The 23,663-nt window shown below is 55.9% G+C and carries 21 protein-coding genes and 1 tRNA gene; 17 read left to right on the top strand and 5 right to left on the bottom strand.

Annotated elements, in window-relative coordinates:
- Window positions 1-2 precede the first annotated feature (2 nt).
- The 6 genes from ACR0DY_RS06705 to ACR0DY_RS06680 are packed head-to-tail and all read left to right on the top strand — an operon-like array spanning window position 3 to window position 6,700.
- Complete coding sequence (locus ACR0DY_RS06705) at window positions 3-980, top strand: ABC transporter permease (RefSeq protein WP_480547660.1); 978 nt, start codon at window positions 3-5, stop codon at window positions 978-980.
- Window positions 977-1,900 (top strand): ABC transporter permease, encoded by a 924-nt coding sequence (locus tag ACR0DY_RS06700; protein ID WP_480472946.1) that lies wholly within the window; start codon window positions 977-979, stop codon window positions 1,898-1,900. The genes ACR0DY_RS06705 and ACR0DY_RS06700 overlap by 4 nt, the downstream gene beginning before the upstream one ends.
- Window positions 1,897-2,874: an ABC transporter ATP-binding protein gene (locus ACR0DY_RS06695; protein ID WP_480897972.1), complete on the top strand. Its 978-nt coding sequence runs from the start codon at window positions 1,897-1,899 to the stop codon at window positions 2,872-2,874. The genes ACR0DY_RS06700 and ACR0DY_RS06695 overlap by 4 nt, the downstream gene beginning before the upstream one ends.
- Window positions 2,871-3,875, top strand: a complete 1,005-nt coding sequence (locus ACR0DY_RS06690; protein ID WP_480473306.1) for an ABC transporter ATP-binding protein — start codon at window positions 2,871-2,873, stop codon at window positions 3,873-3,875. Before ACR0DY_RS06695 ends, ACR0DY_RS06690 begins: the two co-directional genes overlap by 4 nt.
- Window positions 3,876-3,895: 20 nt before the next feature.
- The gene (locus tag ACR0DY_RS06685; protein WP_480897970.1) at window positions 3,896-5,302 is read left to right on the top strand and encodes an amidohydrolase; all 1,407 of its coding nucleotides are present in this window, start codon (window positions 3,896-3,898) and stop codon (window positions 5,300-5,302) included.
- Window positions 5,303-5,314: 12 nt separating this feature from the next.
- The gene (locus tag ACR0DY_RS06680) at window positions 5,315-6,700 is read left to right on the top strand and encodes a M20 family metallopeptidase (protein WP_480486511.1); all 1,386 of its coding nucleotides are present in this window, start codon (window positions 5,315-5,317) and stop codon (window positions 6,698-6,700) included.
- A gap of 490 nt (window positions 6,701-7,190) precedes the next feature.
- On the opposite strand, the gene ACR0DY_RS06675 is transcribed toward ACR0DY_RS06680, so the two are convergent.
- Together ACR0DY_RS06675 and ACR0DY_RS06670 are read right to left on the bottom strand one after the other, a co-directional pair.
- Window positions 7,191-7,589, bottom strand: a complete 399-nt coding sequence (locus ACR0DY_RS06675) for a cupin domain-containing protein (protein WP_480482942.1) — start codon at window positions 7,587-7,589, stop codon at window positions 7,191-7,193.
- A gap of 296 nt (window positions 7,590-7,885) precedes the next feature.
- The gene (locus ACR0DY_RS06670) at window positions 7,886-8,797 is read right to left on the bottom strand and encodes a LysR family transcriptional regulator (RefSeq protein WP_480545829.1); all 912 of its coding nucleotides are present in this window, start codon (window positions 8,795-8,797) and stop codon (window positions 7,886-7,888) included.
- Window positions 8,798-8,918: 121 nt separating this feature from the next.
- Between ACR0DY_RS06670 and ACR0DY_RS06665 the strand changes: the two genes are divergently transcribed.
- The 7 genes from ACR0DY_RS06665 (at window position 8,919) to ACR0DY_RS06635 (ending at window position 16,125) form a co-directional block, all read left to right on the top strand.
- Complete coding sequence (locus ACR0DY_RS06665) at window positions 8,919-9,974, top strand: dipeptidase (protein WP_480486513.1); 1,056 nt, start codon at window positions 8,919-8,921, stop codon at window positions 9,972-9,974.
- A 34-nt stretch (window positions 9,975-10,008) separates the two neighbouring features.
- Complete coding sequence (locus ACR0DY_RS06660) at window positions 10,009-11,604, top strand: ABC transporter substrate-binding protein (RefSeq protein ID WP_480486515.1); 1,596 nt, start codon at window positions 10,009-10,011, stop codon at window positions 11,602-11,604.
- A complete protein-coding gene (locus tag ACR0DY_RS06655) occupies window positions 11,605-12,663 on the top strand; it encodes an ABC transporter permease (RefSeq protein WP_480486517.1) in 1,059 nt (352 codons plus the stop codon).
- A complete protein-coding gene (locus ACR0DY_RS06650; RefSeq protein ID WP_480545830.1) occupies window positions 12,660-13,571 on the top strand; it encodes an ABC transporter permease in 912 nt (303 codons plus the stop codon). Before ACR0DY_RS06655 ends, ACR0DY_RS06650 begins: the two co-directional genes overlap by 4 nt.
- Window positions 13,568-14,416 carry an ABC transporter ATP-binding protein gene (locus tag ACR0DY_RS06645; RefSeq protein ID WP_209598734.1) on the top strand — a complete coding sequence of 283 codons (849 nt, stop codon included), beginning with the start codon at window positions 13,568-13,570 and terminating at the stop codon, window positions 14,414-14,416. Before ACR0DY_RS06650 ends, ACR0DY_RS06645 begins: the two co-directional genes overlap by 4 nt.
- 1 nt (window position 14,417) lies before the next feature.
- Entirely contained in the window at window positions 14,418-15,173 is a 756-nt protein-coding gene (locus tag ACR0DY_RS06640) for an ABC transporter ATP-binding protein (RefSeq protein ID WP_209598733.1), read from the top strand.
- A 211-nt stretch (window positions 15,174-15,384) separates the two neighbouring features.
- Window positions 15,385-16,125: an outer membrane protein gene (locus tag ACR0DY_RS06635; RefSeq protein WP_480482950.1), complete on the top strand. Its 741-nt coding sequence runs from the start codon at window positions 15,385-15,387 to the stop codon at window positions 16,123-16,125.
- Window positions 16,126-16,280: 155 nt separating this feature from the next.
- On the opposite strand, the gene ACR0DY_RS06630 is transcribed toward ACR0DY_RS06635, so the two are convergent.
- Window positions 16,281-16,370, bottom strand: a tRNA-Ser gene (locus ACR0DY_RS06630).
- Window positions 16,371-16,802: 432 nt separating this feature from the next.
- On the opposite strand from ACR0DY_RS06630, the gene ACR0DY_RS06625 reads away from it, so the two are divergent.
- Both ACR0DY_RS06625 and ACR0DY_RS06620 read left to right on the top strand, forming a co-directional pair.
- Window positions 16,803-18,785, top strand: coding sequence for a phosphatase PAP2 family protein (locus tag ACR0DY_RS06625; RefSeq protein ID WP_480482952.1), 1,983 nt, complete (start codon window positions 16,803-16,805; stop codon window positions 18,783-18,785).
- Window positions 18,786-18,816: 31 nt separating this feature from the next.
- Window positions 18,817-20,178, top strand: coding sequence for a hypothetical protein (locus ACR0DY_RS06620; RefSeq protein WP_480545832.1), 1,362 nt, complete (start codon window positions 18,817-18,819; stop codon window positions 20,176-20,178).
- An 8-nt stretch (window positions 20,179-20,186) separates the two neighbouring features.
- On the opposite strand, the gene ACR0DY_RS06615 is transcribed toward ACR0DY_RS06620, so the two are convergent.
- Window positions 20,187-21,128, bottom strand: a complete 942-nt coding sequence (locus ACR0DY_RS06615; protein ID WP_480482956.1) for a YcaO-like family protein — start codon at window positions 21,126-21,128, stop codon at window positions 20,187-20,189.
- A 68-nt stretch (window positions 21,129-21,196) separates the two neighbouring features.
- On the opposite strand from ACR0DY_RS06615, the gene ACR0DY_RS06610 reads away from it, so the two are divergent.
- Entirely contained in the window at window positions 21,197-21,508 is a 312-nt protein-coding gene (locus ACR0DY_RS06610; RefSeq protein ID WP_480482958.1) for a hypothetical protein, read from the top strand.
- Window positions 21,509-21,540: 32 nt separating this feature from the next.
- A complete protein-coding gene (locus ACR0DY_RS06605) occupies window positions 21,541-23,160 on the top strand; it encodes a hypothetical protein (RefSeq protein WP_480482960.1) in 1,620 nt (539 codons plus the stop codon).
- A 6-nt stretch (window positions 23,161-23,166) separates the two neighbouring features.
- Here the strand turns inward: ACR0DY_RS06605 and ACR0DY_RS06600 are convergent, their stop codons facing one another.
- Window positions 23,167-23,550 (bottom strand): carboxymuconolactone decarboxylase family protein, encoded by a 384-nt coding sequence (locus tag ACR0DY_RS06600; protein ID WP_480545833.1) that lies wholly within the window; start codon window positions 23,548-23,550, stop codon window positions 23,167-23,169.
- Window positions 23,551-23,663 lie beyond the last annotated feature (113 nt).

Here is a 23,663-nt window from a genome sequence, read left to right as displayed (position 1 = left end):
TCATGACCGTTTTTGTCATTCGCCGATTGCAGCAAGCAATGCTTGTTGTCTTCCTGATGTCGGTGATTGTCTTTTTCGGCGTCAATATCGTTGGTGACCCGGTCTACATGCTGGTCAGCCCCGACGCGGATCAGGCTGACATCGAAGCTGCAATTCGACGGCTTGGATTGGATCGGCCTATTTGGGAACAGTACTGGTTGTTCCTCAAAGGTGCTGCACAGGGTGACCTCGGCGACAGTTTCGTCTTCGGTGAGCCCGCGCTCAAACTGATCCTGCACCATATGCCTGCCACGATGGAACTGGCCTTCAGTGCACTCTTTCTTGCTATCGTGATCGGTATTCCATTGGGTCTTTATGCCGGGCTCTATCCCGACAGCCCGCTGTCCAAGGGCATTATGGCTGGCTCAATCCTTGGGTTTTCGCTGCCGACCTTCTGGGTCGGGCTTATGCTCATCATGCTGTTTGCCGTAGAACTTAGATGGCTCCCAGCGACAGGGCGCGGCGATATCGGCTCGTTTCTTGGGATTCACAGCAGCCTTTTTACGCTCGATGGGTTGAGCCACATCCTCCTGCCTGCTCTCAACCTAGCGCTTCTTAAGATTTCACTGGCAATCCGCCTTACCCGAGCGGGTGTCCGGGAAGCGATGGGACAGGATTACGTGAAGTATGCCCGGGCCAAAGGGCTTTCGACCCGACGCATCATTCTGGTGCATGTAATGAAAAACATCATGATCCCGGTAGTGACCGTCATGGGCCTCGAATTCGGTAGTTTGATCGGGTTCTCGGTGGTGACTGAATCAATCTTCGCGTGGCCGGGAATGGGCAAACTGCTGATCGACGCAATACTGCAATTGGATCGGCCTGTCGTCGTCGCCTATCTGATGATCATCGTACTGTTCTTCGTGCTGATCAATCTGATCGTCGACATACTCTACTCGATCCTCGATCCGAGGGTTCGTTTGCAGGATCAGGGCGCATGACCGACACCGTCACAGATCATTCTCTGACCCCCGCCAAGTCCCCTAAAGTCGAGACGCCGTTCCAGCGATTTCGGGCCGAGTTCTTCGAAAGCAGGATCGCAACAGCGGCGCTCGGCATATTCCTGATCATCGTTCTGCTGGCCATCCTGGCACCCTGGATCACGCCGCAGAACCCCTACGATCTTGGCCAGGTCAGCGTCATGGATGGGCGCTTGCCTCCAGGTTCCGAAGCATTCGACGGATACACGATGTGGCTCGGTTCGGACGGGTCTGGACGCGATCTCTACTCGGCAATTCTCTATGGCTTGCGTATTTCTCTGACCGTTGGGCTTGCATCTGGGGTGATTGCCCTTCTGATCGGTATGGCGATCGGTCTGGTCGCGGCCTACGCCGGAGGCCGGACCGAAGCGTTCATCATGCGCATCGTGGATCTTCAACTGTCGTTCCCGGCATCGCTTGTTGCGCTGATGATGGTTGCGGCACTTGGTAAGGGTGTCGACAAGATCATCCTCGCCCTCGTGATCGCGCAATGGGCTTATTACGCCCGCACGGTTCGCGCGACCGCGCTTGTCGAGCGTGGCAAGGAATATGTCGAAGCCGCGCAATGCCTTGGAATATCGCGACCCCGGATCGTCTTTCGCCATATCCTTCCGAATTGCATGGCGCCTCTGATCGTCGTTGGCACGGTGCAAACCGCCAGCGCAATCTCATTGGAAGCGACGCTTTCGTTTCTTGGCGTAGGCCTTCCACAGACTGAACCGTCGATTGGGGTGCTGATCGCAAATGGCTTCGAGTACATGCTGTCCGGGCGCTACTGGATATCCGTTTTCCCCGGCATCGCGCTCTTGCTGACGGTCGTGTCCATCAACCTTGTGGGCGACCATTTGCGCGATGTTTTGAACCCGAGGTTGAAGAAATGACGGCAGTACTCGAAGTCAGCGGGCTAAAGACCCACTTCTTCACGCACGCGGGTGTGGTCAAGGCCGTAGATGGTGTGGATTTCACCGTCTCCAAGGGCGAGGTAATGGGTCTGGTGGGTGAGTCCGGGTCGGGCAAGTCGATCACCGGGTTTTCCATCCTTGGGCTGATCGATCCTCCCGGGCGCATCGTCGATGGGTCAATCCGTTTTAATGGTGACGAGATCGCGAACGCACCGGAAGAGCGACTCAAGACCTTGCGTGGCAACCGAATCTCGATGATCTTTCAGGATCCGATGATGACTCTCAACCCGGTCCTGCGCGTCGATACGCAGATGATCGAGGCCATTCTCGCCCATGAAAACGTAAGCCGCCAAACCGCCTGGGAAAGAAGCCGTGATGCGCTTGGTTTGGTTGGCATCCCATCGCCGGAAGAGCGATTGCAAGCCTATCCGCATCAGCTTTCCGGTGGGATGCGGCAGCGCGTGGCGATTGCGACAGCCTTCTTGAACCAGCCGGACCTCATTATTGCCGACGAGCCGACGACAGCGCTCGACGTGACAATTCAGGCGCAGATCATCCACGAGGCACAGAAGCTGACGAAACGCACGGGAACCGCGATGATCTGGATCACGCATGACCTTGCCGTTGTGGCAGGGCTCGCGGACCGGATTTCGGTGACGTACGCAGGACGGATCGTTGAGCAAGGCAGTATCGACGATGTTATCGACCGTCCGTTGCATCCCTATACGGTCGGGCTTCTCGGATCGGTTCCGACGGCGAACCGGCGCGGGCAGCGTTTGTTCCAGATCGAAGGGATGACGCCAAACATGCTCGCCCTGCCTGAAGGATGCGCCTTTGGACCGCGTTGTCAGGCCCGAACGGCAGCGTGTTCCAAGCGCCCCCCGATTAAGGACGTGGATGGCCGCAGCCTTCGCTGTTTCAATCCGCAACGCACCAAGGAGACGACGCTTTGAGTGAGCCGCTCGTTGAAATCCGAGGCGTTTCGAAGCGCTTCACCAAACGTTTGGACGTCGCGGGGAAAATCGCACAGCGACTTGGCGCAAACATCCGGGAAGAAACGGTCCATGCTGTCGATAACGTGAACCTGTCGATTCAAAAGGGTGAGGTTCTGGGATTGGTCGGCGAATCCGGCTGCGGCAAGTCCACTTTGGGACGTGTTGTTGCCGGCATTCACCCTGCAAGTGACGGACAGATGTTCTACGGAGGCAAAGATGTTGCGACGTTGAACGGCACCGACAAACGCGCGGCGACCCTCGCAATTCAGATGATCTTCCAGGACCCCTTTGCCAGCCTAAATCCGCGAATGCGCGTCGAAGATATCATCGGCGAAGCACCGCGTATGCATGGGATCGTCCGCAAGGCAGAGAGTGCGGAATACGTGGACGACGTGATGCGCAAGGTCGGCCTCGACCCGTCGCTCAAGCGGCGTTACGCGCATCAGTTTTCCGGCGGTCAGAGGCAACGGATTGGAATTGCACGTGCGCTCGCCGTGAAGCCGAAGTTCCTTGTCTGCGACGAAGCCATCGCTGCGCTGGACGTGTCGATCCAGGCGCAGGTTATCAACTTGTTCATGGATCTGCGCGAAGAGCTGGGCCTGACCTATCTGTTCATCAGCCATGACCTGAGCGTCGTCGAACACATCGCCGACCGCGTGGCGATCATGTATCTGGGCCGCATTGTCGAGAGCGCATCGACTGAGGAAATTTTTTCGGACCCACGCCATCCCTACACGAAAGCGCTGCTTGCAGAGGCTCCGCGCCTTGATCAGCGCCGGCGTGAGTTTGCCCCGATTGAGGGGGAAATTCCGTCGCCGCTCGATCCGCCATCTGGATGTACCTTCCACCCGCGTTGCCCGGTGGCGACCGCTGAGTGCCGCACCACTGTTCCTGAACTGAAAGCGGGGCGCGGCGGGCGCGAAACGGCTTGCCTGCTGGAACACGCCGAAACCGTTTGAACGAGAAGCTGGAGAGCCCCTTGAAAAACGCCGATCCGATCTGGGACCACGTCGACCGCCATCGTGATGATTTTATCGCCTTGTCAGATCGAGTCTTTGACACGCCCGAGACGCTTTATGCCGAGTACAAGTCCGTCGCCGAACATGTGCAGATGTTACGCGCTCAGGGCTTCAAGATAACAGAGAACGCAGCTGGCATTCCTACGGCCGTGATTGGCGAAGCAGGAGACGAGGGTCCGGTGATTGCCATCCTCGGCGAGTTCGATGCGCTGCCATATCTGAGCCAGGCGCCAGGTGTGGCTGAACATCAGCCGCTTGAAGAGGGCGGCAACGGGCATGGGTGTGGTCACAATCTTTTAGGGGCCGCCGCACTCTTGGCCGCGACGGCGGTGAAAGACTGGCTGGCCGAAAACGGCATCAAGGGCCGTGTGCGATACTATGGCTGCCCCGCTGAAGAAGGGGGCGCGGCCAAGACATACATGGTGCGCGAAGGACTGTTCGATGATGTCGACGCAGCCATCTCGTGGCATCCAGCGACCTTCACAGGCGTGAATGAGGCCAGATCGCTCGCGAACACCCGGATCGATTTCACTTTTCATGGAAAAGCTGCCCATGCGGCGGGTGCACCGGAATTGGGTCGGTCCGCGCTTGATGCGGTTGAACTGATGAACATCGGTGTAAATTACCTGCGCGAGCACATGCCCGACAGCGCCCGGGTTCACTACGCCTATCTCGATGCAGGTGGTGTTGCGCCGAACGTGGTGCAGGCCAAGGCCACAGTGCGCCAACTCGTCCGCGCCAGCTCGCTACCGGACCTCGCCGATTTGGTTACGCGCGTCCGAAAGATTGCGGACGGCGCGGCGCTGATGACAGGAACGCAAGTTACCAGCCAGGTCTTTTCCGGCGTTTCAAACCTGCTTGGCAACCGTCCTTTGGAAGAAACCATGCAGCACGAGCTAGAGAAACTTGGACCCGTCGCCTTTGACGAGGCAGATCTCAGTTTTGCCCGCGACATTCAGACCACATTAACCGCCGCTGACATCAATACGACCTTCAAGCGGATCGGTGCTAAGCCCAAAAAAAATCTCGCACTCTGCGACTTCATCGCACCTCTTGATCGCCACAGCGATGGCGGCGAAGGCTCGACAGATGTTGGCGACGTGAGTTGGGCAGTCCCAACCGTTCAGGCACGAGTTGCCACCTGTGCTATAGGAACGCCGTTTCATACGTGGCAAACAGTGGCACAAGGCAAGGCGCCCGCGGCTCACAAAGGCATGGTCTACGCGGCAAAAGCAATGGCCGCGACAGCTTGTCGACTGGTTGAGGACCCGTCACGCATCGACGCGGCGCGCGCGACACATCAAGACCATCTGGGCGAAACGCCGTATACATGTCCGATCCCTGACGACGTGCGCCCACCTGTCTGAGGGAAAGTGACCATGACCCGCGCTGCTGCCATAGACAACGCCGCCGAATATTTTGACAGCGGTCGATTTGCAACCGATCTTAGCGAACTGGTTGCCCATGAGACAGAGAGCCAGACACCAGAGAAAGCCGCGGAACTTCCGCGCTATCTTGAGGAAGCCCTCGTTCCGCGCCTGAGCAGACTCGGGTTCTCCTGTGAAATCTACCCGAACCCTGTGCACGATGCCGGACCGATCTTGGTTGCAGAGCGCATCGAGGACGACACGCGTCCGACAATCCTGTCCTACGGGCATGGCGACGTGATCCGCGCGCAAACGGATCAATGGCGCGACGGGCTTCACCCATTTCGACTGGTTGATGAGTGCGACCGCCTCTATGGACGCGGAACAGCCGACAATAAGGGGCAGCATCTCATCAATTTGGCGGCGCTGAGCGCTGTCATTGAGGCCCGTGGAGCGCTCGGCTTCAACATGCGCATTCTCATTGAAATGGGCGAAGAAATGGGATCACCGGGGTTGTCGGAGTTTTGCGCCAAGCACAAGGACAACCTAGCCGCAGACGTCCTGATCGCATCGGACGGGCCGCGCCTTCAGTCCGACACGCCCACGTTGTTCATGGGGGCAAGGGGCGGCAATTCGTTCGACCTCATCGTTGATCTAAGAGACGGCGCGCACCATTCGGGTAACTGGGGCGGTTTGCTTGCCGACCCCGCGATGATCCTTGCACAAGCCCTCTCGACGATCACCGATGTGCGGGGCCAAATCCAAATACCAGAATGGCGGCCGACCAGCCTGACTGAAGACATCCGGGACACCCTGCGCAACTTGCCGGTTGGCGGGGATGGTGGTCCGAAGATTGACGAGAATTGGGGAGAGGAAGGCCTGACACCGGCCGAACGCGTCTTCGGCTGGAACAGTTTTGCGGTCCTCGCAATGAAAAGCGGTGTCCCCGAGGCACCGGTCAACGCGATCTCGGGATTTGCCATAGCCGCCTGCCAGCTCCGCTTCGTTGTTGGCACTAACCAATCCGATATCCTGCCCGCCCTTCGACGCCACCTTGATGCGAGAGGTTTTGAGATCGTTCAGATCAAGCCTCATGACCGCAGCTTCTTTGATGCAACGCGAACGTCGCCCAACCATCCGTGGGTGTCTTTTGTCGCGCGTTCGCTTGAAAAAACGTGTGGGAAGCCACCCCATGTCCTGCCAAATCTCGCCGGTTCCTTGCCCAACGAGGTCTTTTCCGATTTGCTCGGTCTCCCAACGGTTTGGGTGCCGCACTCCTATCGCGGCTGTTCGCAGCACGCGCCAAACGAGCACGTGTTAAAGTCAGTTTCGCGTGATGCATTGCGCGCAATGGCCGGGCTTTTTTGGGATATTGGCGACCTTGCCAGGTCGCTCTGATCCCGCGCCACAAAGGACTTCATCCGTACCTGGATCGGGCGTGTATCGCATATCTGACTGTAAATGACCGCTTTCACAGATTGGTAGAGTTGCTCTCGCATATGCAGCGAAAGTCAGCTTCCCGCCCAGACTTCAATTTAGGCATGTCTGCTTCTGGCTGTCTGCAGCCTTCCGGCACAAGCGTGCCAATTGCGGGAAAATCCGCAAGACATCTTCAGCGCTTTTCAACTCTGGGTCTGCCATCCCTCCCAACGCGGTCATTAATTTAAGCAGCTAGGGCATGTGTAAAATTGGCCTACTAGATTCTTAGTTCCACAGACGTTCGGCAAAGGCCAAATCCTGCTCCCGCAACCAATACTTCCTAGTTAGATATCAAACACTTAGCGCCCCAAGGGGCGCTTTCTGCGTTCAGGGCCACTGCACAACTGGAAGCTCTCTGGAAGCATTAGGGACTAAAAAATACGCTGCTGGTCCCCAACGGTATTTTGCGTCACCCTGGTACAAGGTCTTCAAGTTCCGGCATCAGAACAACGCTTTCCTGTTCGTTCGGGTCCGTGCGTGCGATAACTGCAACTGCGGGTTCATTCCCATCGTTGAACGGAAGGTGCGGAGTGTTTGATGGTATATAGATCAGGTCTCCTGCTTGCGTTTCCATAACGTGTTCTAGCCTGTCGCCCCAATACATCTTAGCAGACCCGGAAATCACATAAATCGCGGTTTCATGTGTCTCATGTTTATGCGCCCTGGCGCGCCCTCCGGGCGGGACCGTGAGCAGATGCATGCAGATAGCTTGGCTTCCTACCGTCTGTCTGGCGATGCCTTCGAAGTAATCGAACCCCTGTTTCCCGGAATAGGTTTCGCCGGGGTGCAGTTTCGCACAATCCGCCATCTAGGTATTCCTTCCTAAGATTTGAGCGAGAGAATGATACGCCAGCTTCGCCTGGAAACGTAGGGAAATCAGAAGCGGGTTTTGGGCGGAGATTCTAACGAGCCTTATGAACGAACCGCATACCGGGTGATACGGCCTGAGATACATAAGGACGAAGAAACCCACGTTTGCGGACGTTACTCATACCAAACTGTGCACGTAGCCATGACAGGTCCGTACCTCGACCCTCCTCCAAAATCTTCCCTGTTGGGCGGTCACATGGCGTATTGCCATTGAAGACCTTTGGAAAGATTTCATTACCTCGGGTCAGAGAAAGGGTCCGGAGGGGTATTCAATCGCAGATGCCGCATGAATGCCCGTGCGATCCTTGGAACCGGTTTTTGATCAGAGACCACAAAATGGCCCCGGTACCGCATAAGAGATTCAAATCGGACAAATGCCAGGTCGGGAGATCGGTAATGGTAGACGGGAAAGGGATTGATAACAGACAGCCCCAATCCTTCGCGCGCCATGTCGGCAGCGGCGAATGAGGTTGAAACTTCGGCAACGATCCTCGGTTTAGCGCGCACTTGATGAAGCAACCGGTCCAGCTGCCCGCGCCGCCCATGTCGATACGTCAGCGCGATCAGCTCTTGCTCATGCAAGTCTGAAGGCGTCAGAACGGTGCGTTCAGACAGAGGATGTTCGGGTCGCATGACGCAAACGGCTGGTGACTCGCGAAATGGTATAAGTTTGATGCCAGCGCGGCTTTGTTCAATCCCGGTCACGGCAAGATCAAATCGGTTCTCAAGCACGCCAAGCGTGACCATATCCGACGTTGTCACCTCAAGGTTCACGAAAAAACCGGGATTCCCGCGAATGAAACTGGCGATGAGGGAAACGATGTATCGATGAGCATAGCTGGGCGGTGCAACGAGGCGCAGTGTTTCCTGCACAGTTTCGCCCGGACCATCGATCCTGTCCAATGCCTCGAACAAAGGATCCAATCGCATATTCAGCCTTACGGCTTCTTGCGTCGGTCGCAATCTGCCTGCATCCCGTTCGAACAGTGTTCTGCCCAGTCGATCCTCTAAGCTGCTGACCGAGCGACTGACCGCGGACTGAGATAAGCCGAGCTGTCGTGCGGCAGCGGCCGTTGTTCCAGACTGCATGAGCGCACGGAGCGCCTGGTATTCCGGCAGAGAATGCCAGTTGCGAGGTTTCTTCATCGCTGGGCGCCCGCATGATTCCGACTAGCTCTATGAGTAAAACTCATCAAGATTTTTTGCAATCATGATGATTGCGTCTGTTAGCGTGTGTCGAAATGACACTAACCTGGGAAAAACGAGTTTGAGCACCTCCCCTCTTATCTTTGATGGGCACAATGATGTTCTGTCAAAACTGGCCTCGTCAGGCGGTCTGCCCGAAGCGGGCCGCTTCCTGACCGGGCTCGAAGGTGCAATCGACTCTGTTAAATCCAAGGCCGGTGGATTTGGCGGAGGCTTCTTTGCCGTCTGGGTCCCTTCGCCTATCGATGCCGATGCTAAAATGGAAGAAATGGTCCAGCCTAGCTATGACCTGCCGCTTCCCAATCATATAGACGCCGAAGATGCTCTGCCCTCAGCGCTGGGGCAGATTGCCATACTGCTGGAACTGGAACGTTTGGGGGCGTTGAAAGTGGTTCGATCAGTTTCGGATATTCGAAACAGCATGGCGCTAGGCCAGATTGCGGCCATTTTTCACATCGAGGGCGCCGAGCCGATTGATGCCGATCTGCATTCGCTTGACGTGTTTCATGCGGCGGGGTTGCGATCATTGGGGCCCGTGTGGAGCCGACCCAACATTTTTGGCCATGGTGTGCCGTTTAGATATCCATCGGGGCCGGACACTGGCCTTGGATTGACGGATCATGGACTGCGGCTTGTGCAGCGATGCAATGCGCTGGGTATCATGTTGGATTTGTCCCACCTCAATGAAAAAGGTTTCTGGGATGTAGCGCGGTATTCGGATGCGCCTTTGGTCGCAACGCATTCGAATGCCCACGCCATCTGTCCGCACGCGCGAAATCTGACCGATGATCAGCTTCGCACCATCGCGGAAAGCGACGGGATGGTCGGGTTGAACTTTGCCACTGCGTTTCTGCGTGAGGATGGTCGGATGCTGTCCGATGTGCCGTTGATGCAGGTTCTGAAGCACCTTGACCACCTGATCGGGATAATGGGTGAAGACCGGGTCGGGCTTGGGTCCGATTATGACGGGGCGGTCGTGCCGGACGACGTGAAGGACATCTCGATGCTGCCTCGATTGAGAGATGCCATGGTGACCCATGGATACGGCGAAGAGCTCATCAAGAAGCTCTGCCACGAAAACTGGTTGCGTGTTCTTGAGAAGACCTGGGGCTCGTAACCGTTAGTGAAGACTTGATGACAGAGAGGACAAAATGAACGCATTTAACAGATTGCTTACCGGTGCGGCGCTAGGATTGGCGCTGGCCGTGACCTCGACTTCGGCAATGGCCGAAACGCCGCCGAACATGCTGGTTATCGCGCATCGTATCGACGACATCACGACGTTGGACCCGGCCGAAAGCTTTGAGTTTGCGGGTTCGGATGTCAGCCGGAATGTCTATCAGAAGCTGGTGAACTTCGACCCGCTCAATCTGGATGCTGGCTATCAGCCCGACATCGCTGAAAGTTGGGATGTGTCTGAAGACGGCAAATCGATTACCTTCAATATCAGGGAAGGGTTGACCTTTCACTCTGGTAATCCGGTGACGGCAGAAGATGTTGAATTTTCACTGCGTCGGGCGATCATTCTAAACAAGACCCCGGCCTTTATCCTGACTCAGTTTGGGTTCACGCCGGAAAATGTCGAACAAACGATTGTCGCGGACGGCAACACTCTGACGATCACGACGGACAAACCCTATGCGACATCCTTCGTTCTGAACTGTCTGACCGCTACCATCGGCGGCATTGTCGATAAGAAGACGGTGATGGAACACGACAAGGATGGCGACTTGGGTAATGAATGGCTCAAGACCAATACTGCTGGATCTGGGGCTTATAGCCTGGTCAGCTGGAAACCCAATGAAAGCGTAACACTGAAGTCGAACCCCGCTTTCTATTTGGGTGCTCCGGCCATGGAGCGTGTGGTTGTCCGCCACGTTCAGGAAAGCGCCAGCCAGCGCCTGTTGCTGGAACGTGGTGATATCGATGTCGCGCGCAACCTGAATCCAGAAGATGTTGCCGGCGCTTCATCTGTTGCCGGCGTAAAGATTGCAGACGAGCTTAAGGGCCGCCTGATGTATGTTTCGCTGAGCCAGAAACATCCCGAGCTGAGCAAGCCTCAGGTTCGGCAGGCGTTCAAGTATCTGGTTGACTATGAAGGGATGCGCGACAGCTTCCTGAAAGGGCAATACACGATCCACCAGAATTTCCTGCCCCAAACCTATCTCGGTGCCTCTGACGAGACGCCGTTTAGCTTTGATGTGGAAAAGGCCAAGGCCCTGCTGGATGAAGCAGGTGTAAGCGGGCTTGAGATTGAAGTAGGTGTGCGTGAAGCGCAGGAACGGATCGAAATCGCCCAGTCGCTACAGAATGCGCTGAGTCAGGTTGGCATCACGATGAACATCACCGTGGGGACCGCCAAACAAATTTTGGCGCGGTATCGTGCGCGGGAACTGGATGTTTACCTTGGCGCATGGGGGCCGGACTATCCCGACCCGCAGACGAACGCAGGTACCTTTGCCTATAACCCGGATAATTCGGACGAAGCCAATGCCACAGGATTGCTGGCTTGGCGGAATTCTTGGGATACCGGCGGGCTGACCGAGAAAACGGATGCGGCTGTTGTCGAAAACGACACCGCGAAACGGGCTGACATGTACAAGGAAATCCAGGCCGAGTTCCGCGAGACTTCGCCATTTGTCATCATGTTCCAGCAGATTGAGCAATCGGCCCTGCGTGAAAACGTGACGAATTTCTCAACCGGTCAGGCGATCACTTCGGCGTCGTATTGGCAGGTGACCAAGTAAATGGCACTGGCCGAAAGACCAACTGAGGGGCGCCGCTCGGCGCCTCTTATCCATTGGATCAAGAGTATCCTGAAAACTCTTGGCACCATCGCAATTACAATGCTGGGTCTGCTTTTTGTGACCTTCATCATCGGTCGCGTGATGCCGATCGACCCGGTGCTGGCGATCGTAGGCGAACGCGCATCGCAATCGACTTATGATGCGGTCTATCAACAGCTTGGTCTTGATAAACCGCTGTTGGTTCAATTTGGATATTACCTTTGGGATGTTCTGCACGGCGATTTTGGCGATTCACTTCTGAATGCCCGCCCGGTTTCTCAGGATATTGCCCGCGTCTTCCCTGCCACGCTGGAATTGGCGACTTTGGGCGTTCTGATTGGAATATTTCTGGGTGTTCCGCTTGGTGTGATCGCCGCAGTCAAGCGCGGATCATGGATCGATCAGATCGCCCGTGTGGTCGCGCTTGTCGGGTATTCAATGCCAATCTTCTGGCTGGGGCTCATGGGGCTTCTGGTCTTCTACGGGATACTCGGCTGGGTTGGTGGCCCGGGCCGCCTGGATATCTTCTATGAAGACCTTGTTCCCACGCGAACAGGGCTGATCTTGCTAGACAGTGCCTTGGCTCAGGATTGGGATGTCTTCCGCAATGCGTTGTCCCATATCATCCTGCCCGCAGCTTTGCTGGGGTACTATTCGCTTGCCTATATCAGCCGGATGACCCGATCCTTCATGCTGGAGCAGTTGTCGGCCGAGTATGTCATCACCGCTCGCGTTAAAGGGCTGTCTGAAAGACAAGTTATCTGGCGCCACGCCTTCAAAAATATCCGGGTGCAGCTGATCACAGTGATCGCACTAAGCTATGCCAACTTGTTGGAAGGGTCAGTTCTGACCGAGATCATCTTTAGCTGGCCGGGGATCGGCAGCTATATCACGACGGCTTTGCTGAGCGCCGATATGAATGCCGTTCTTGGAGGAACCGTTGTGGTCGGGCTGATCTTTATCTGCCTGAACATATTCTCGGACCTTCTTTACCGTTTCTTTGATCCGAGGTCGAAATGAGCGACATGACCTTGCGCCAGTGGCTGCTGACCGACGAGCCGACTTCGCGCCGCCATGCCAGATTGGCCAGCTTCTACAAAGGCTGGCTGACTTTGCGATCAAACTCGATGGCAATGGTCGGGTTGGCGATTCTTGTCGTCCTTGTTCTGACAGCGGTCTTTGCGCCTTTTCTCGCGCCGCACGATCCCTTTGTTCAGAGCCTGTCCAGCCGACTTCTCCCCATCGGGGCTGAAGGGCACCTGTTGGGAACCGACAGCCTGGGGCGGGATATTCTGTCACGCCTGATCTTTGGGGCGCGAATTACACTGTACATCGTAGCTCTTGTGGCGCTCATCGCACCGATTGCGGGGCTTCTGGTCGGGACGGTTGCGGGATATGTGGGGGGATGGACGGATGTGATCCTAATGCGCATCACGGATATTTTCCTCGCTTTTCCACGACTTGTTCTGGCGCTGGCATTTGTCGCGGCGCTTGGGGCAGGGATTGAAAACGCGGTTCTGGCGATCTCACTCACGGCGTGGCCGCCCTATGCGCGTATGGCGCGTGCAGAAACCCTGACCATCCGGTCAACCGACTATATCAACGCGATCCGCCTTCAGGGTGCCGGGCCATTGCGGATCATCACCCGGCATATCTGGCCGCTTTGCATCTCATCTTTGATCGTGCGGGTCACGCTGGATATGGCCGGGATCATTTTGGCTGCAGCCGGTCTTGGTTTTCTGGGGTTGGGGGCACAACCTCCAAGCCCGGAATGGGGTGCCATGATATCCGAGGGTCGAAGGTTCATCCTTGATCACTGGTGGGTGGCCACGGTGCCGGGGCTCGCAATTTTCACGGTTTCGCTGGCTTTCAACCTGTTGGGTGACGGGCTGCGGGACGCGCTTGATCCAAAGGACGGTGGGCAATGAACTTACTCGACATCGAAGATCTGTGGGTTCGTTTCCCAACCCGTCAGGGCGTGTTTGACGCCGTGCGGGGCGTGTCGTTTTCGCTGGGGCGCGAGCGTCTGGGGATCGTCGGCGAAAGCGGCTCGGGCAAGTCGATGACGGGACGGGCCATTCTGCGCCTGATCCGAAATCCGGGTATCGTGGAGGCCAAACACATCAATTTGGAAGGCCGAGACCTGATGAAGCTCAGCGAGCGCGAGATGCGTGAGGTGCGAGGGAAGCAGATCTCCATGGTGATGCAGGACCCCAAGTTTTCTCTGAACCCGGTGGTCACCGTTGGCGAGCAACTCATGGAAGCATACCTTCAGCACAATTCCGGCTCGAAGGCCCATGCTAAGAAGATGGCTATCGAGATGTTGGATAACGTCTCAATCCGTGATCCTGAGCGGGTGATGCGAACGTACCCGCATGAGGTGTCTGGGGGTATGGGGCAGCGCATTATGATTGCGATGATGTTGATTCCCAATCCCAAGATACTGATTGCCGATGAACCAACTTCGGCGCTTGATGTCAGCGTTCAGCGGCAGGTGCTGAACATCATGGATGGATTGGTCAAGGAGCGGGGGATGGGTCTGATATTCATCAGCCACGACCTGAATCTGGTGTCTGAATTCTGCGACCGTGTCCTCATCATGTATTCAGGTCGGATCGTCGAGGTTTGCGAGGCTGACAAGCTGCATCAGGCCCAACATCCCTATACCCAGGGCTTGCTGAACTCGCTGCCGCGCCTTGACGAAAAATGCACTCACCTGAGTGTTCTCACACGCGATCCGTCGTGGTCCGAAGCCCCGAGCGTGAGGGGCTGAAATGAAGGCACTGGAAATCAACCATCTGAATGTCTGGTTTGGTCATGCACACGACCGGGTCGATGCGGTGAAAGACGCAAACCTTGAAGTCGCTCAAGGCGAGAGTTTTGGCCTTGTGGGCGAAAGCGGGTCCGGCAAGTCGACAATTCTGAGGGCAATAACCGGACTTGCGCCGCAATGGTCGGGCACAATCCGCGTAGAAGGCCACGCGATATCCGGGTCCCGGCGGGATCGATCATTCTTTCGAACCGTCCAAATGGTGTTTCAAGACCCCTACGCCTCTTTGCATCCGCGGCACACTGTTGATCAGGTCCTCAGTGAAACTATTCATCTGCATGGGTTTGGGGATATCGATAAACGCGTGAGCGATTTGCTCAACGACGTCGGACTTGGGCAAAGATTCCGGTTCCGGTATCCACACCAGCTTTCCGGTGGTCAACGACAACGCGTGGCAATCGCAAGGGCCTTGGCAGGTGAGCCGGATATCTTGCTTTTAGACGAACCCACGTCAGCTTTGGATGTCAGCGTTCAGGCCGAGGTTCTCAACCTGTTGACTGACCTGCGCAAACAGCGCGGATTGACCTATCTGATGGTGTCTCACGATCTTCCGGTTATCGCACATATGTGCGAGCAGTTGGCGGTTATGAGGAATGGTGAAATTGTTGAGGTCATGTCCTCGGAAACTTTGCGTTTGGGGAACCCAAGCCACGAGTATTCCAAGCAATTGTTGACCGCGTCTGTTGCTCCGAACCAATAACGAATGTTCATTCAATCTGGGGTTTGTCCTTCACACGATTAATTCGGGGGTCAGACAATAGGATCCTTTGGCATTTCTGGTGTGGATTCATCCCTATTTCGATAGGGAACGCGACAACACTACAGCGATCGAGATATTGGAAACGTTTACAAATTGTGTAACCGTGAAGCATGCAGGAAATGCAATATAAATTTTAGCAACGAGGTCACTGATGAAAAGCAAGGTGCAAAACTTGGCGATTGCGGTTGCGTTACTGATCGCGCCACCTGTTTCAGCCCAGCAATCTGATTGGTCTTTTTCGGGCACAGCTTATCTGTTCATGGCCGAAACGGACATTTCTCTTGCAACACCAAGTGGAACAATCGACGGCACGTTGAGTTTTTCAGACGCTCTCGAAAACCTGGATTTTGCGTTTATGGGCAGTATTTCCGCGTCTAACGGGCGCTGGTTGTTGCTTGCGGATTACAACTACACCGATTTGGCGTTTAGTAACTCAACTCCCGGCCCGGCGTTTTCGAGTTTGGATACCTCTGCCACCACGCAGTTTCTCAGCGGCTATGTCGGTTACCATGTTTATGAGACACCCGCGATCAGCGTGGCCTTAGCAGGCGGGTTCAGGTGGTTCAGCACGGAAACCACGTTCCGATTGCAACCTGGGGTCGCTGCTGGGCGAAGTGTGACGACCGACGACAACTGGACTGATCCGGTCGTCGCTGCCCGTGCAAGAGTTCGGATATCTGACAAATGGTCAGGGAGCGGGTTCGTGGATTATGGCGGGTTTCGGAGCGGTAGCGAAACCTGGCAAGTTTTGCTGACTGCAGATTATGAAATCAATGACAGATGGCTGATCCGCGGCGGCTACCGGTATATTTCCTTCGATCATGAGATCAACGGCAATGATTTCAGGTTTGACCAGTCCGGCCCGCTGCTGGGCGCAACGTACAGGTTCTGAAGACAACGTCAGGCGCATCCCTGATACTAACCTATGTTGCAACAGCGGCTGAACGCGGTTGTTTCTAAGGGCTGTCGTCGCTCGATAGTCCAGAAACGCACTGTCTGATTTCAAATAAGCTTTTGCTTTTTATGATTATTTTTTACTTTGGTAAATGGCGGAGACGAAGGGATTCGAACCCTCGAGACCCTTCCGGGCCTACTCCCTTAGCAGGGGAGCGCCTTCGACCACTCGGCCACGTCTCCGCCGACGGGTATATCCGTGCAAGCAACGGAAATACAAGGTCAATTCCGCAAAGTTTGGTTTTTTTTGCAGATCTGTCCGAACTCTTTGAAATAGAACGGAATCGCACCGGTTTGCATACACCATTTGTAAGTACGGGTTCACTTTCTTCAGGCCCGATGCAGTTCGTAATATCCTTAGAATCGCGGGCCTTGCCTGTGGCATCTGGCCTGATGTACGAGAATTTGAACGTGGCAAGTCTACAGCGGAGTTCAAGTGCTCGGTTGGCTTTGCAACGTGGAACCGGGTCACGAGTTTTTGCGTGATTGCGTTCCGTGCGCCAGTGCGAACCCAACAACTTATTGAAAAAGCATAGAAAACACATTCTCTTTTTGGAAGTCACGATCCGGTAACGCCGTGATGCGAATCGTTCTTTCGTCGTTGAGGAGAACATCATGTCGCAACATACCGTTCCGTCTGAACCATGGCAGAACCCTGACGAAGCCAATCAAAAGGTAGGCCGGGGTCGACGCCGTTTGAGTGTGTTGGCGCGTTCCACTCAGGAGGTTTTCAAGGATCACAACGGTGAATCGGACCTTTTTGAAGGGACATGGCCCACGAATTTCTCGAAGGGTTTGCGTCATGACGTGAACGGAATTGTCGACGCGCAGGTCTATACCGAGTTTCTGGAAGAAGTGGCGGATCCGACCTGCACCGACAATCATGGCAATCGGTTGGCGTTGTTCGACACGCCAGCCTATTCCGGGCCCTTCCGCACCGCGCCATCAGAGGGTGGTGAATTTAGGTGGCGTGCGTGGGAAGGGCCAATCCTGGGCCATCGGCTTGGTCTCAACGGATGTGACGCGGGGGGGGTGGGAATTGCACCCGCGCCCCGGCTTGGATCGGATGAGTTGGCGGCGGAGATGGCCGAGATTTACGCGATGGCCTATCTGCGGGATGTGCCGTTCGAATCCATCAGGGATGGTGCCGGTGATGCGGCCAACGTGGCGGGTGCCCTTTGTCAGATGGAATGGTTCCGTCGCGATGGCAGCCCTCGGGACGCTGATGGCGCAGAGATTGGAAAGGTTTCGGCGGCGCGGCGGGTTCGGGACGGTGGCGGCCTGACCCCTCAAACCCTGTTTCGCGGTTGCTCACAGGGCTGTGCACAGGGACCGTATCTGTCGCAGTTCCTGGTACAAGGCCACGATCCACTGACAGCAGATCAAGCGCGCCGACAAAAGCAAAAGCTGACGCAGGCAATGGCCGTCGGGGCTGTTCCCTTCGGCGCTTTGAGGATCGACCAGAAAATCCAGCCGCAGGCGGCGGGCGTGGACTATCTGCGGGATTGGGCTGAGTGGCTGGACGTTCAAAACGGGGCGGACACGACGGCTGAACAAGCCTTTGAGAGCGAGGGAACGAAATTCATTGAAACACCGCGTGACCTTGCCTCTTACGTGCATTTTGACAGAATTTATCAGGCTTTTTTCAATGCCTGCCTGCTGATGCTGGGACAGGGCACGCCGACAGATGAAGGTTTGCCCGAGGATGGATATGCCGGTGTGCGTGATCCAGGCTCTGCCTGGGGCGGCGCGCACGTACTGTCCCTGTTGACGGAAGCCGGGGCACGGGCCCTGAGGGCCGCGAAACGCCAGACGTTTCAGGTGCACAATCGTGCCCGGCCTGAAAAGCTGGGCAGTGTTACGAGTTTGATGGCGAACGGTCACGGCGCAACCCTTGGCGCGGCCGAGCCTTTTGCCGCGACCCATCTGGGAAAACTCGAAGCGGCGACAAGCGAAGGTTTCAGCCTTATGGATGCAATCGCCGCTTCGCCTTCGGTGAAGCGGTTTGCGCATAACGCCATTTCCCATAAGGGCTTGCCGCGAAATGACCGTAACTTGCTGCTTCCGGTTGCTTACCCCGAAGGGTCGCCAATGCACCCGTCTTATGGGGCGGCTCATGGTGCCGTTGCCGGGGCATGCGTCACAGTGCTCAAGGCTTTCTTCAGAACGCACGCTTTGGATGGATTACGGGTTTCTTTGGCTGCGGCTGGTCTGCCTCGGGTCCTTGTGCCAGCTGCGGGGGGTAAGACCCTGATCGACTCGACCCGACCGGAAGACAGTGCAGACTGCCTGACGCTGAATGGCGAGCTGAACAAGCTGGCTGCGAATATTGCACTTGGGCGCAATCTGGCAGGGGTTCATTTCTATAGCGATTATTTCGACAGTATCCGGATGGGTGAGCGTATCGCGGTCGGAATACTGGCAGAGCATATGGCAAAATCACCGACGTCATCGAAAGTGTCGCTGGAGACTTTTGACGGCGATCATCTCAGCATCTCGGGAAAACGGTCTTCTGGCAGTGAAATCCACGTAGCCAATAGTTCGCCTGAATTGTGGTGGACCCGCCACCTGCCAGAGCAGGCAGGTTGGGGCGGATGAGGTTTCAGATTTTTTCGGAGGGAGATTTTTCATGATGCTTACGTACCCGTCAACGATGATGATCTCTCGAACCAGGCTGGAACTGCCGTGGCAAGTATTGATGGCAGATCAGCCCTGCGTTTCAGATACAGATCGGTGTTCGGTGATGGCTGTTTTTCAATCTCCAGGTTGCGCCGATAGGGGGGTGAGTGAAGCCGCCCTGTCGGACTGGAACTCGAGAATTGAAGGGTTCTTTGATGGCAATGGAGTGAGCCCGTTCCTGGTCATGGACCCAGACGACATCGTCGATGGTCAGATATCGACGGGGTTCAAATGGTCTGCCAACCCGCGCGAGCCCCGGGATTGTCTGGGCGAGGATCTGGCCGCCAGTCTTTCGGATCAGGGTTGGGCAAGCAGGGCTGAGCTGCACAATGAATTTCTGGAATATGCGCTGATTTTACGGCCCGGTTCCGACGGCAAAATGCGGCCGAAGCGCTTTGTCGCTACGACCGAACTGATGGAGTGGTGGAGAACCATGGCAGTGTTCGATCTGGATCACTTCCTTTCGGTCGTTGAAACCGTATCCAGATGTTCATATTCCTGCGAAGAGTTGTTCGGGGTTTCGCGAGCAGACTGGTGCGCATTGGATGTGCCTCAACGCATTGCTCGTTTTCACAAAAGACTGGTGGGAACAGATTTTGCCCACCCACCAGAGCATCCGTTGAATATCGAACATGCTTTGTTCATGATCAGAGAAACGAACAGCCTGAGCGACCTGATCGCTACAATGCATCTTTCCTCATTCCCATATGTTGTCGGCAATGGTGAAAACAGAAGGCCCGCGCGGCTTGATGAAGTGTTACATTTTGCCGACCGGAAGGATTTGTATTGTCGCCATGCGGGATCTGGGTTGGCGGGTGAAGCCCTTGATCTGGCCTTCTCCAGGGGCACAGCGACACCGACAGGGCGCGCGATGGCGTTCGCGAATCCTCTGGGGCTTTATATTCGGGCGTTTCACATGTCCGAACTCTTCGTGGATGCGGTGAATGTGCCGACAGATTGGGTGCGTTATCCGCGCGGTGAAGCGGGAATGCCCATGCGCCTTGAGTTCGGGCCGGGCGACGATGATCCGCGGTTTCTGGACGATATCACCATGGGAACAGGGTCGACCGCACGGCCTGCGTCGGGTTATGCGCTTGCCGGCCTGATCGAGGTTGGCCCTTTGATAACAGTGACGGCCAATCCACGCGCGATCACAAGGGTCGAATTTGTTGAAGTCCCGCCAGTTGATCCAAGCGACATCGTTTGTGGACTGCCGGAAACCCAACGATGCAAACAGATTTCTGAATTTGCGGACCGGACTGAAACCGAGGTCTCTGGCAAACTGGCGCTAACTCGCCAATTCAGTCACTGACAAAGGTTTCAAACCGGCACGGCTTTGACAACGGGCAAAGGTATTTCCGGCGCGGTCATATCGAATATGGCAATCGGGCGACCGGCAGCGTTGGCCGCCGCTGTCAATACAGTCATCAGCGTCGGGTCGGGACTCTGCCAGGCGTCCACATCGAAAAAGGATGCCGGAGTTGTCGGGCGATCGGTTCGCGCGCCGCGATACAGTCGGAACAAGCGCGCCTGTTCCTCATTCATCGCGTCATCTGTCACGCCGGTGTGGTCAAGGGTCACCATGTTGCGCCAGGACACAACCGCTTCGCATGCCGCGTGCCAGACACCTGTCGTCAGATCGGCGGAAAAAGCCGTTCCATAGGTTGGTCGCCCGCCATCCGCATCGGCGCAGACCGCACGCAATAGCAGGCCGACGCCCGAAACCATCCGAACGTGAACGCTCAGATGACGCAGGTAGGTGTTCAGCCAGCTGGTCACGTCGCGCGGCAACGCTGTTTCGGGCAACACCTGGTCGAACCCGTGTGGTCCAAGCGCGTGTTCCAGACATTCAAGCACCGCCCACAGCGCAGCGGCCTCATGCGTTGGTCCCGCTGCGGCCCCCTTCGACGTGATCTGTCCGTTGCTGCCCTGCGCACCCAGAGCAAGGGCATCATTTGGCAGAACATGCGTGGCACCATCCGATGAAATCAGGCTTTCGCGGGTTTCAGGCGAATCCGCGCTGTATTGCAGCGCATAACGTTCGATCGCCTCGAATCCCGAAAGCCGCGCGGCTTCGTTCCGGTTACGCGCTGTGCCAAAGGACACGCGATGTTTCATTGCGCCAGCGGGTGGCACTGTTCCGTTTCGCAAATTGATCATGCGAAAGGCGGTGTGGATCGGAGCACTTTTGGGAAATTCAGCAAAAGAAGGTCCGGAAATAATCCCTGCGTTTTCGGCCAGTTCAATCAGCGCGTCGGTCATTTTTGTTTCCGGATAGGTATGTAACGGGTTATACAAATGGTTGTGGTTGTTAAGAAAGGACTTTTAGTATGGCTCGTTTGACTATTAATCCGAAATACACACTTAAGGATCTTGGGTGTGAAGTTCTGAACGCCGCCCGGAGCAACGCGCTGGGATCACAAGAGGGTCGCGACGCGGCTGAGCGACAGATTCATGAAATCCTTGCTGATGTCGGTAATCCTGCAGTGGAGTTTGTTTATGATTCCAAGAACAAGGTTCATATCGTAATCCCTGATCTGAGCGATAAAGAGCCAGACCCAAATCCCGATCACGAGTCATGGTGCTGCAAGCTGGCCTATGAAGCGATGGGTGGCATTGTCGTTTATGGCTGTGGTTCCTGATCGCAGTATCTGAACTTGCCTGAGGAGTTTATTTGAGTAAGGCAAAAACCAAGATATTCCTGACCGGTCCGTTTCAGGTGATTTGCAACGACGGCCAGGATGCAACACCACGCGGCACCAAGGCGAAAGCGCTTCTCGCCTTGGTGTTGTTGTCTAAGAATGCTGTTCGCAGCAGGGCCTGGCTGCAAGACAAGCTTTGGAGCAAAAGCTCACCTGCACAGGGTGCGGCCTCGTTGCGCAAGGAACTTAGTGTCCTGACCAAGCATCTGGCCGGGTTCGGTCTGGGGTTTTTGGACATCGGGCGCGAGAATGTCTCCATCGACCTGAAAGCGCTTGAAATTGATTTGTTTGATGAACCGCTTCAACCGGATCGCGCCGAGCTTCTGGAAGGGTTGGATGTTGCAGACCCGGAATTTGAAGACTGGTTGGCAGTTGAACGGCAAGCGTATTGGGACGTTGGTTTTGATGAAAATGCGCCTGTCCCGGTTGGCGCGCGCTTTCCATCCCATTGGGGGCATCAGAGACCTGCAATTGTAGTCGAGCCGTTTGAAGTAATTGGTGACGATAACAATATCAACGTTGCGGCGGCGTCGATACGGGACGAATTGCTTTTCCTCTTGGGTACGTTGTCGGATGTCATCGAATTGCGTGATGCGCGCAGGCAAGAAGGGCCTGTCGACGGCTATATGCTAAGCGGCAGCGTGGTAGCGGCCGAAGGACTGCGGGTGGCGGCACAATTAACATCAACCGTGGATCAGGTGTGCCTATGGACCGAACGTTTCCGGTTTCGGGAAAAGGATACGTTTGACGCCGTTGAAGAAATCGCAATGAAAGTTGTCGAAGCGCTTCAACTACGGCTGCGGGATGGTCACTGGTCCGACATCTGGTCAGCACGCGCCACATCCACCGAAGTTTGGACGGCATTTCAGAATGGTCGCATTCAGGAAAGCCTTACGACCAAGGACGGCCTGTTTCGTGCCATCCGCCAGTATGAGGTCTGTTTGCAGCGCGATCCGGACTATCTGCCTGCGCGGATCGCTGTCGGATTCTGCCGCCTGGATCTGATCCGGTTGGGCATGGAAGATTCGCCGGAAAAAACGCTGGCTCTGGTCGAGGCCGACTGCGCCGTCATGCGTGAAAAACACCCGGCGGATCCTTATTGCGCCGCACTCGAAGCGTTTACCCACAGTGTTGCTGGCCATACTGCCGAGGCTTGCCAGCTGATGCGCAAGGTACTTGAGAGGTTCCACAGCAGCCCCGAATTGCTGGGCTATTATGGTGTCTTGTTGATGTATGATGACCGGCTTGAGGACGGAATAGCCACGTATCGGCAGGCCCTCGCGTTAACGCCGCACCCGCCGATCTGGATCGAGGCGAACCTGTCCATGACCCTTGCCCTCTCCGGAGACAAGGCAGCATGGCAGCACGCGCATAATGTCTTGCGAGTGGACCCCGGCAGCGTGCGGGCGCGGGTTGTGTTATGCATGTTGTCCGCCGCCGCTGGCAACCAGTCACTGGCACGCCGGCACGCCCGTCGCATCCTGGAATTGCAGCCCGGTTTCACGGCAGAGCGCTGGGCCTGGCCGGGCTGTTTCAAAAACAGAAAATACTATGACGAAGGTGCACGACTGTTGGCCGAAGCAGGTCTGTGATGGCGTCTAATTGTCGTCCAGCACTTTGCGGGCGACGCGGAAACACTCCAACGCCTGCGGAACGCCGCAATAAATCCCGACCACGTGGATGATGGCGCGTATTTCTTCTTTGGTCACCCCGTTGGTGATGGCACCCCGGCAGTGGATTTCCCATTCATGCATCTTTCCCAAAGCGCCGATCATGGACAGGTTCATCATCGATCGCGTTTTTGCGTCGATCACGTCATCCCCCCAGCCAAAACCCCAGCACCAGGCGGTCATGGCTTCCTGAAACGGGCGCGTAAAATCATCTGCTGCTGCAAGGTTCTTTTCCACATACTCTGCGCCCAGTGTATTCTTCCGTTGTTCCAACCCTTTCAGGAACAGGTTTTCGTCAAATAAGTCGGCCATTGCGGGTCTCCGATTTTACAGCGTGTCAGGCGGTGTTTGTATGCGGGATCGTAGTATGATTTCATCCGGTGGTGTACCTGTATACCCGGTCCGGCATGTCCACTATGTCGATA

The sequence above is a fragment of the Ruegeria sp. O6 genome, assembly GCF_056535045.1.
Note: the sequence above shows the minus strand (reverse complement) of the source record. Positions and strands in the feature narration are given on the sequence as shown.

Coding starts and splice junctions, on each gene's coding strand:
- ACR0DY_RS06610 (WP_480482958.1), top strand. CDS start 21,197: ATGGCTCGTTTGACTATTAATCCGAAATACACACTTAAGGATCTTGGG.
- ACR0DY_RS06695 (WP_480897972.1), top strand. CDS start 1,897: ATGACGGCAGTACTCGAAGTCAGCGGGCTAAAGACCCACTTCTTCACG.
- ACR0DY_RS06625 (WP_480482952.1), top strand. CDS start 16,803: ATGTCGCAACATACCGTTCCGTCTGAACCATGGCAGAACCCTGACGAA.
- ACR0DY_RS06620 (WP_480545832.1), top strand. CDS start 18,817: ATGATGCTTACGTACCCGTCAACGATGATGATCTCTCGAACCAGGCTG.
- ACR0DY_RS06650 (WP_480545830.1), top strand. CDS start 12,660: ATGAGCGACATGACCTTGCGCCAGTGGCTGCTGACCGACGAGCCGACT.
- ACR0DY_RS06640 (WP_209598733.1), top strand. CDS start 14,418: ATGAAGGCACTGGAAATCAACCATCTGAATGTCTGGTTTGGTCATGCA.
- ACR0DY_RS06700 (WP_480472946.1), top strand. CDS start 977: ATGACCGACACCGTCACAGATCATTCTCTGACCCCCGCCAAGTCCCCT.
- ACR0DY_RS06705 (WP_480547660.1), top strand. CDS start 3: ATGACCGTTTTTGTCATTCGCCGATTGCAGCAAGCAATGCTTGTTGTC.
- ACR0DY_RS06635 (WP_480482950.1), top strand. CDS start 15,385: ATGAAAAGCAAGGTGCAAAACTTGGCGATTGCGGTTGCGTTACTGATC.
- ACR0DY_RS06645 (WP_209598734.1), top strand. CDS start 13,568: ATGAACTTACTCGACATCGAAGATCTGTGGGTTCGTTTCCCAACCCGT.
- ACR0DY_RS06615 (WP_480482956.1), bottom strand. CDS start 21,128: ATGACCGACGCGCTGATTGAACTGGCCGAAAACGCAGGGATTATTTCC.
- ACR0DY_RS06600 (WP_480545833.1), bottom strand. CDS start 23,550: ATGGCCGACTTATTTGACGAAAACCTGTTCCTGAAAGGGTTGGAACAA.
- ACR0DY_RS06680 (WP_480486511.1), top strand. CDS start 5,315: ATGACCCGCGCTGCTGCCATAGACAACGCCGCCGAATATTTTGACAGC.
- ACR0DY_RS06670 (WP_480545829.1), bottom strand. CDS start 8,797: ATGAAGAAACCTCGCAACTGGCATTCTCTGCCGGAATACCAGGCGCTC.
- ACR0DY_RS06655 (WP_480486517.1), top strand. CDS start 11,605: ATGGCACTGGCCGAAAGACCAACTGAGGGGCGCCGCTCGGCGCCTCTT.
- ACR0DY_RS06675 (WP_480482942.1), bottom strand. CDS start 7,589: ATGGCGGATTGTGCGAAACTGCACCCCGGCGAAACCTATTCCGGGAAA.
- ACR0DY_RS06660 (WP_480486515.1), top strand. CDS start 10,009: ATGAACGCATTTAACAGATTGCTTACCGGTGCGGCGCTAGGATTGGCG.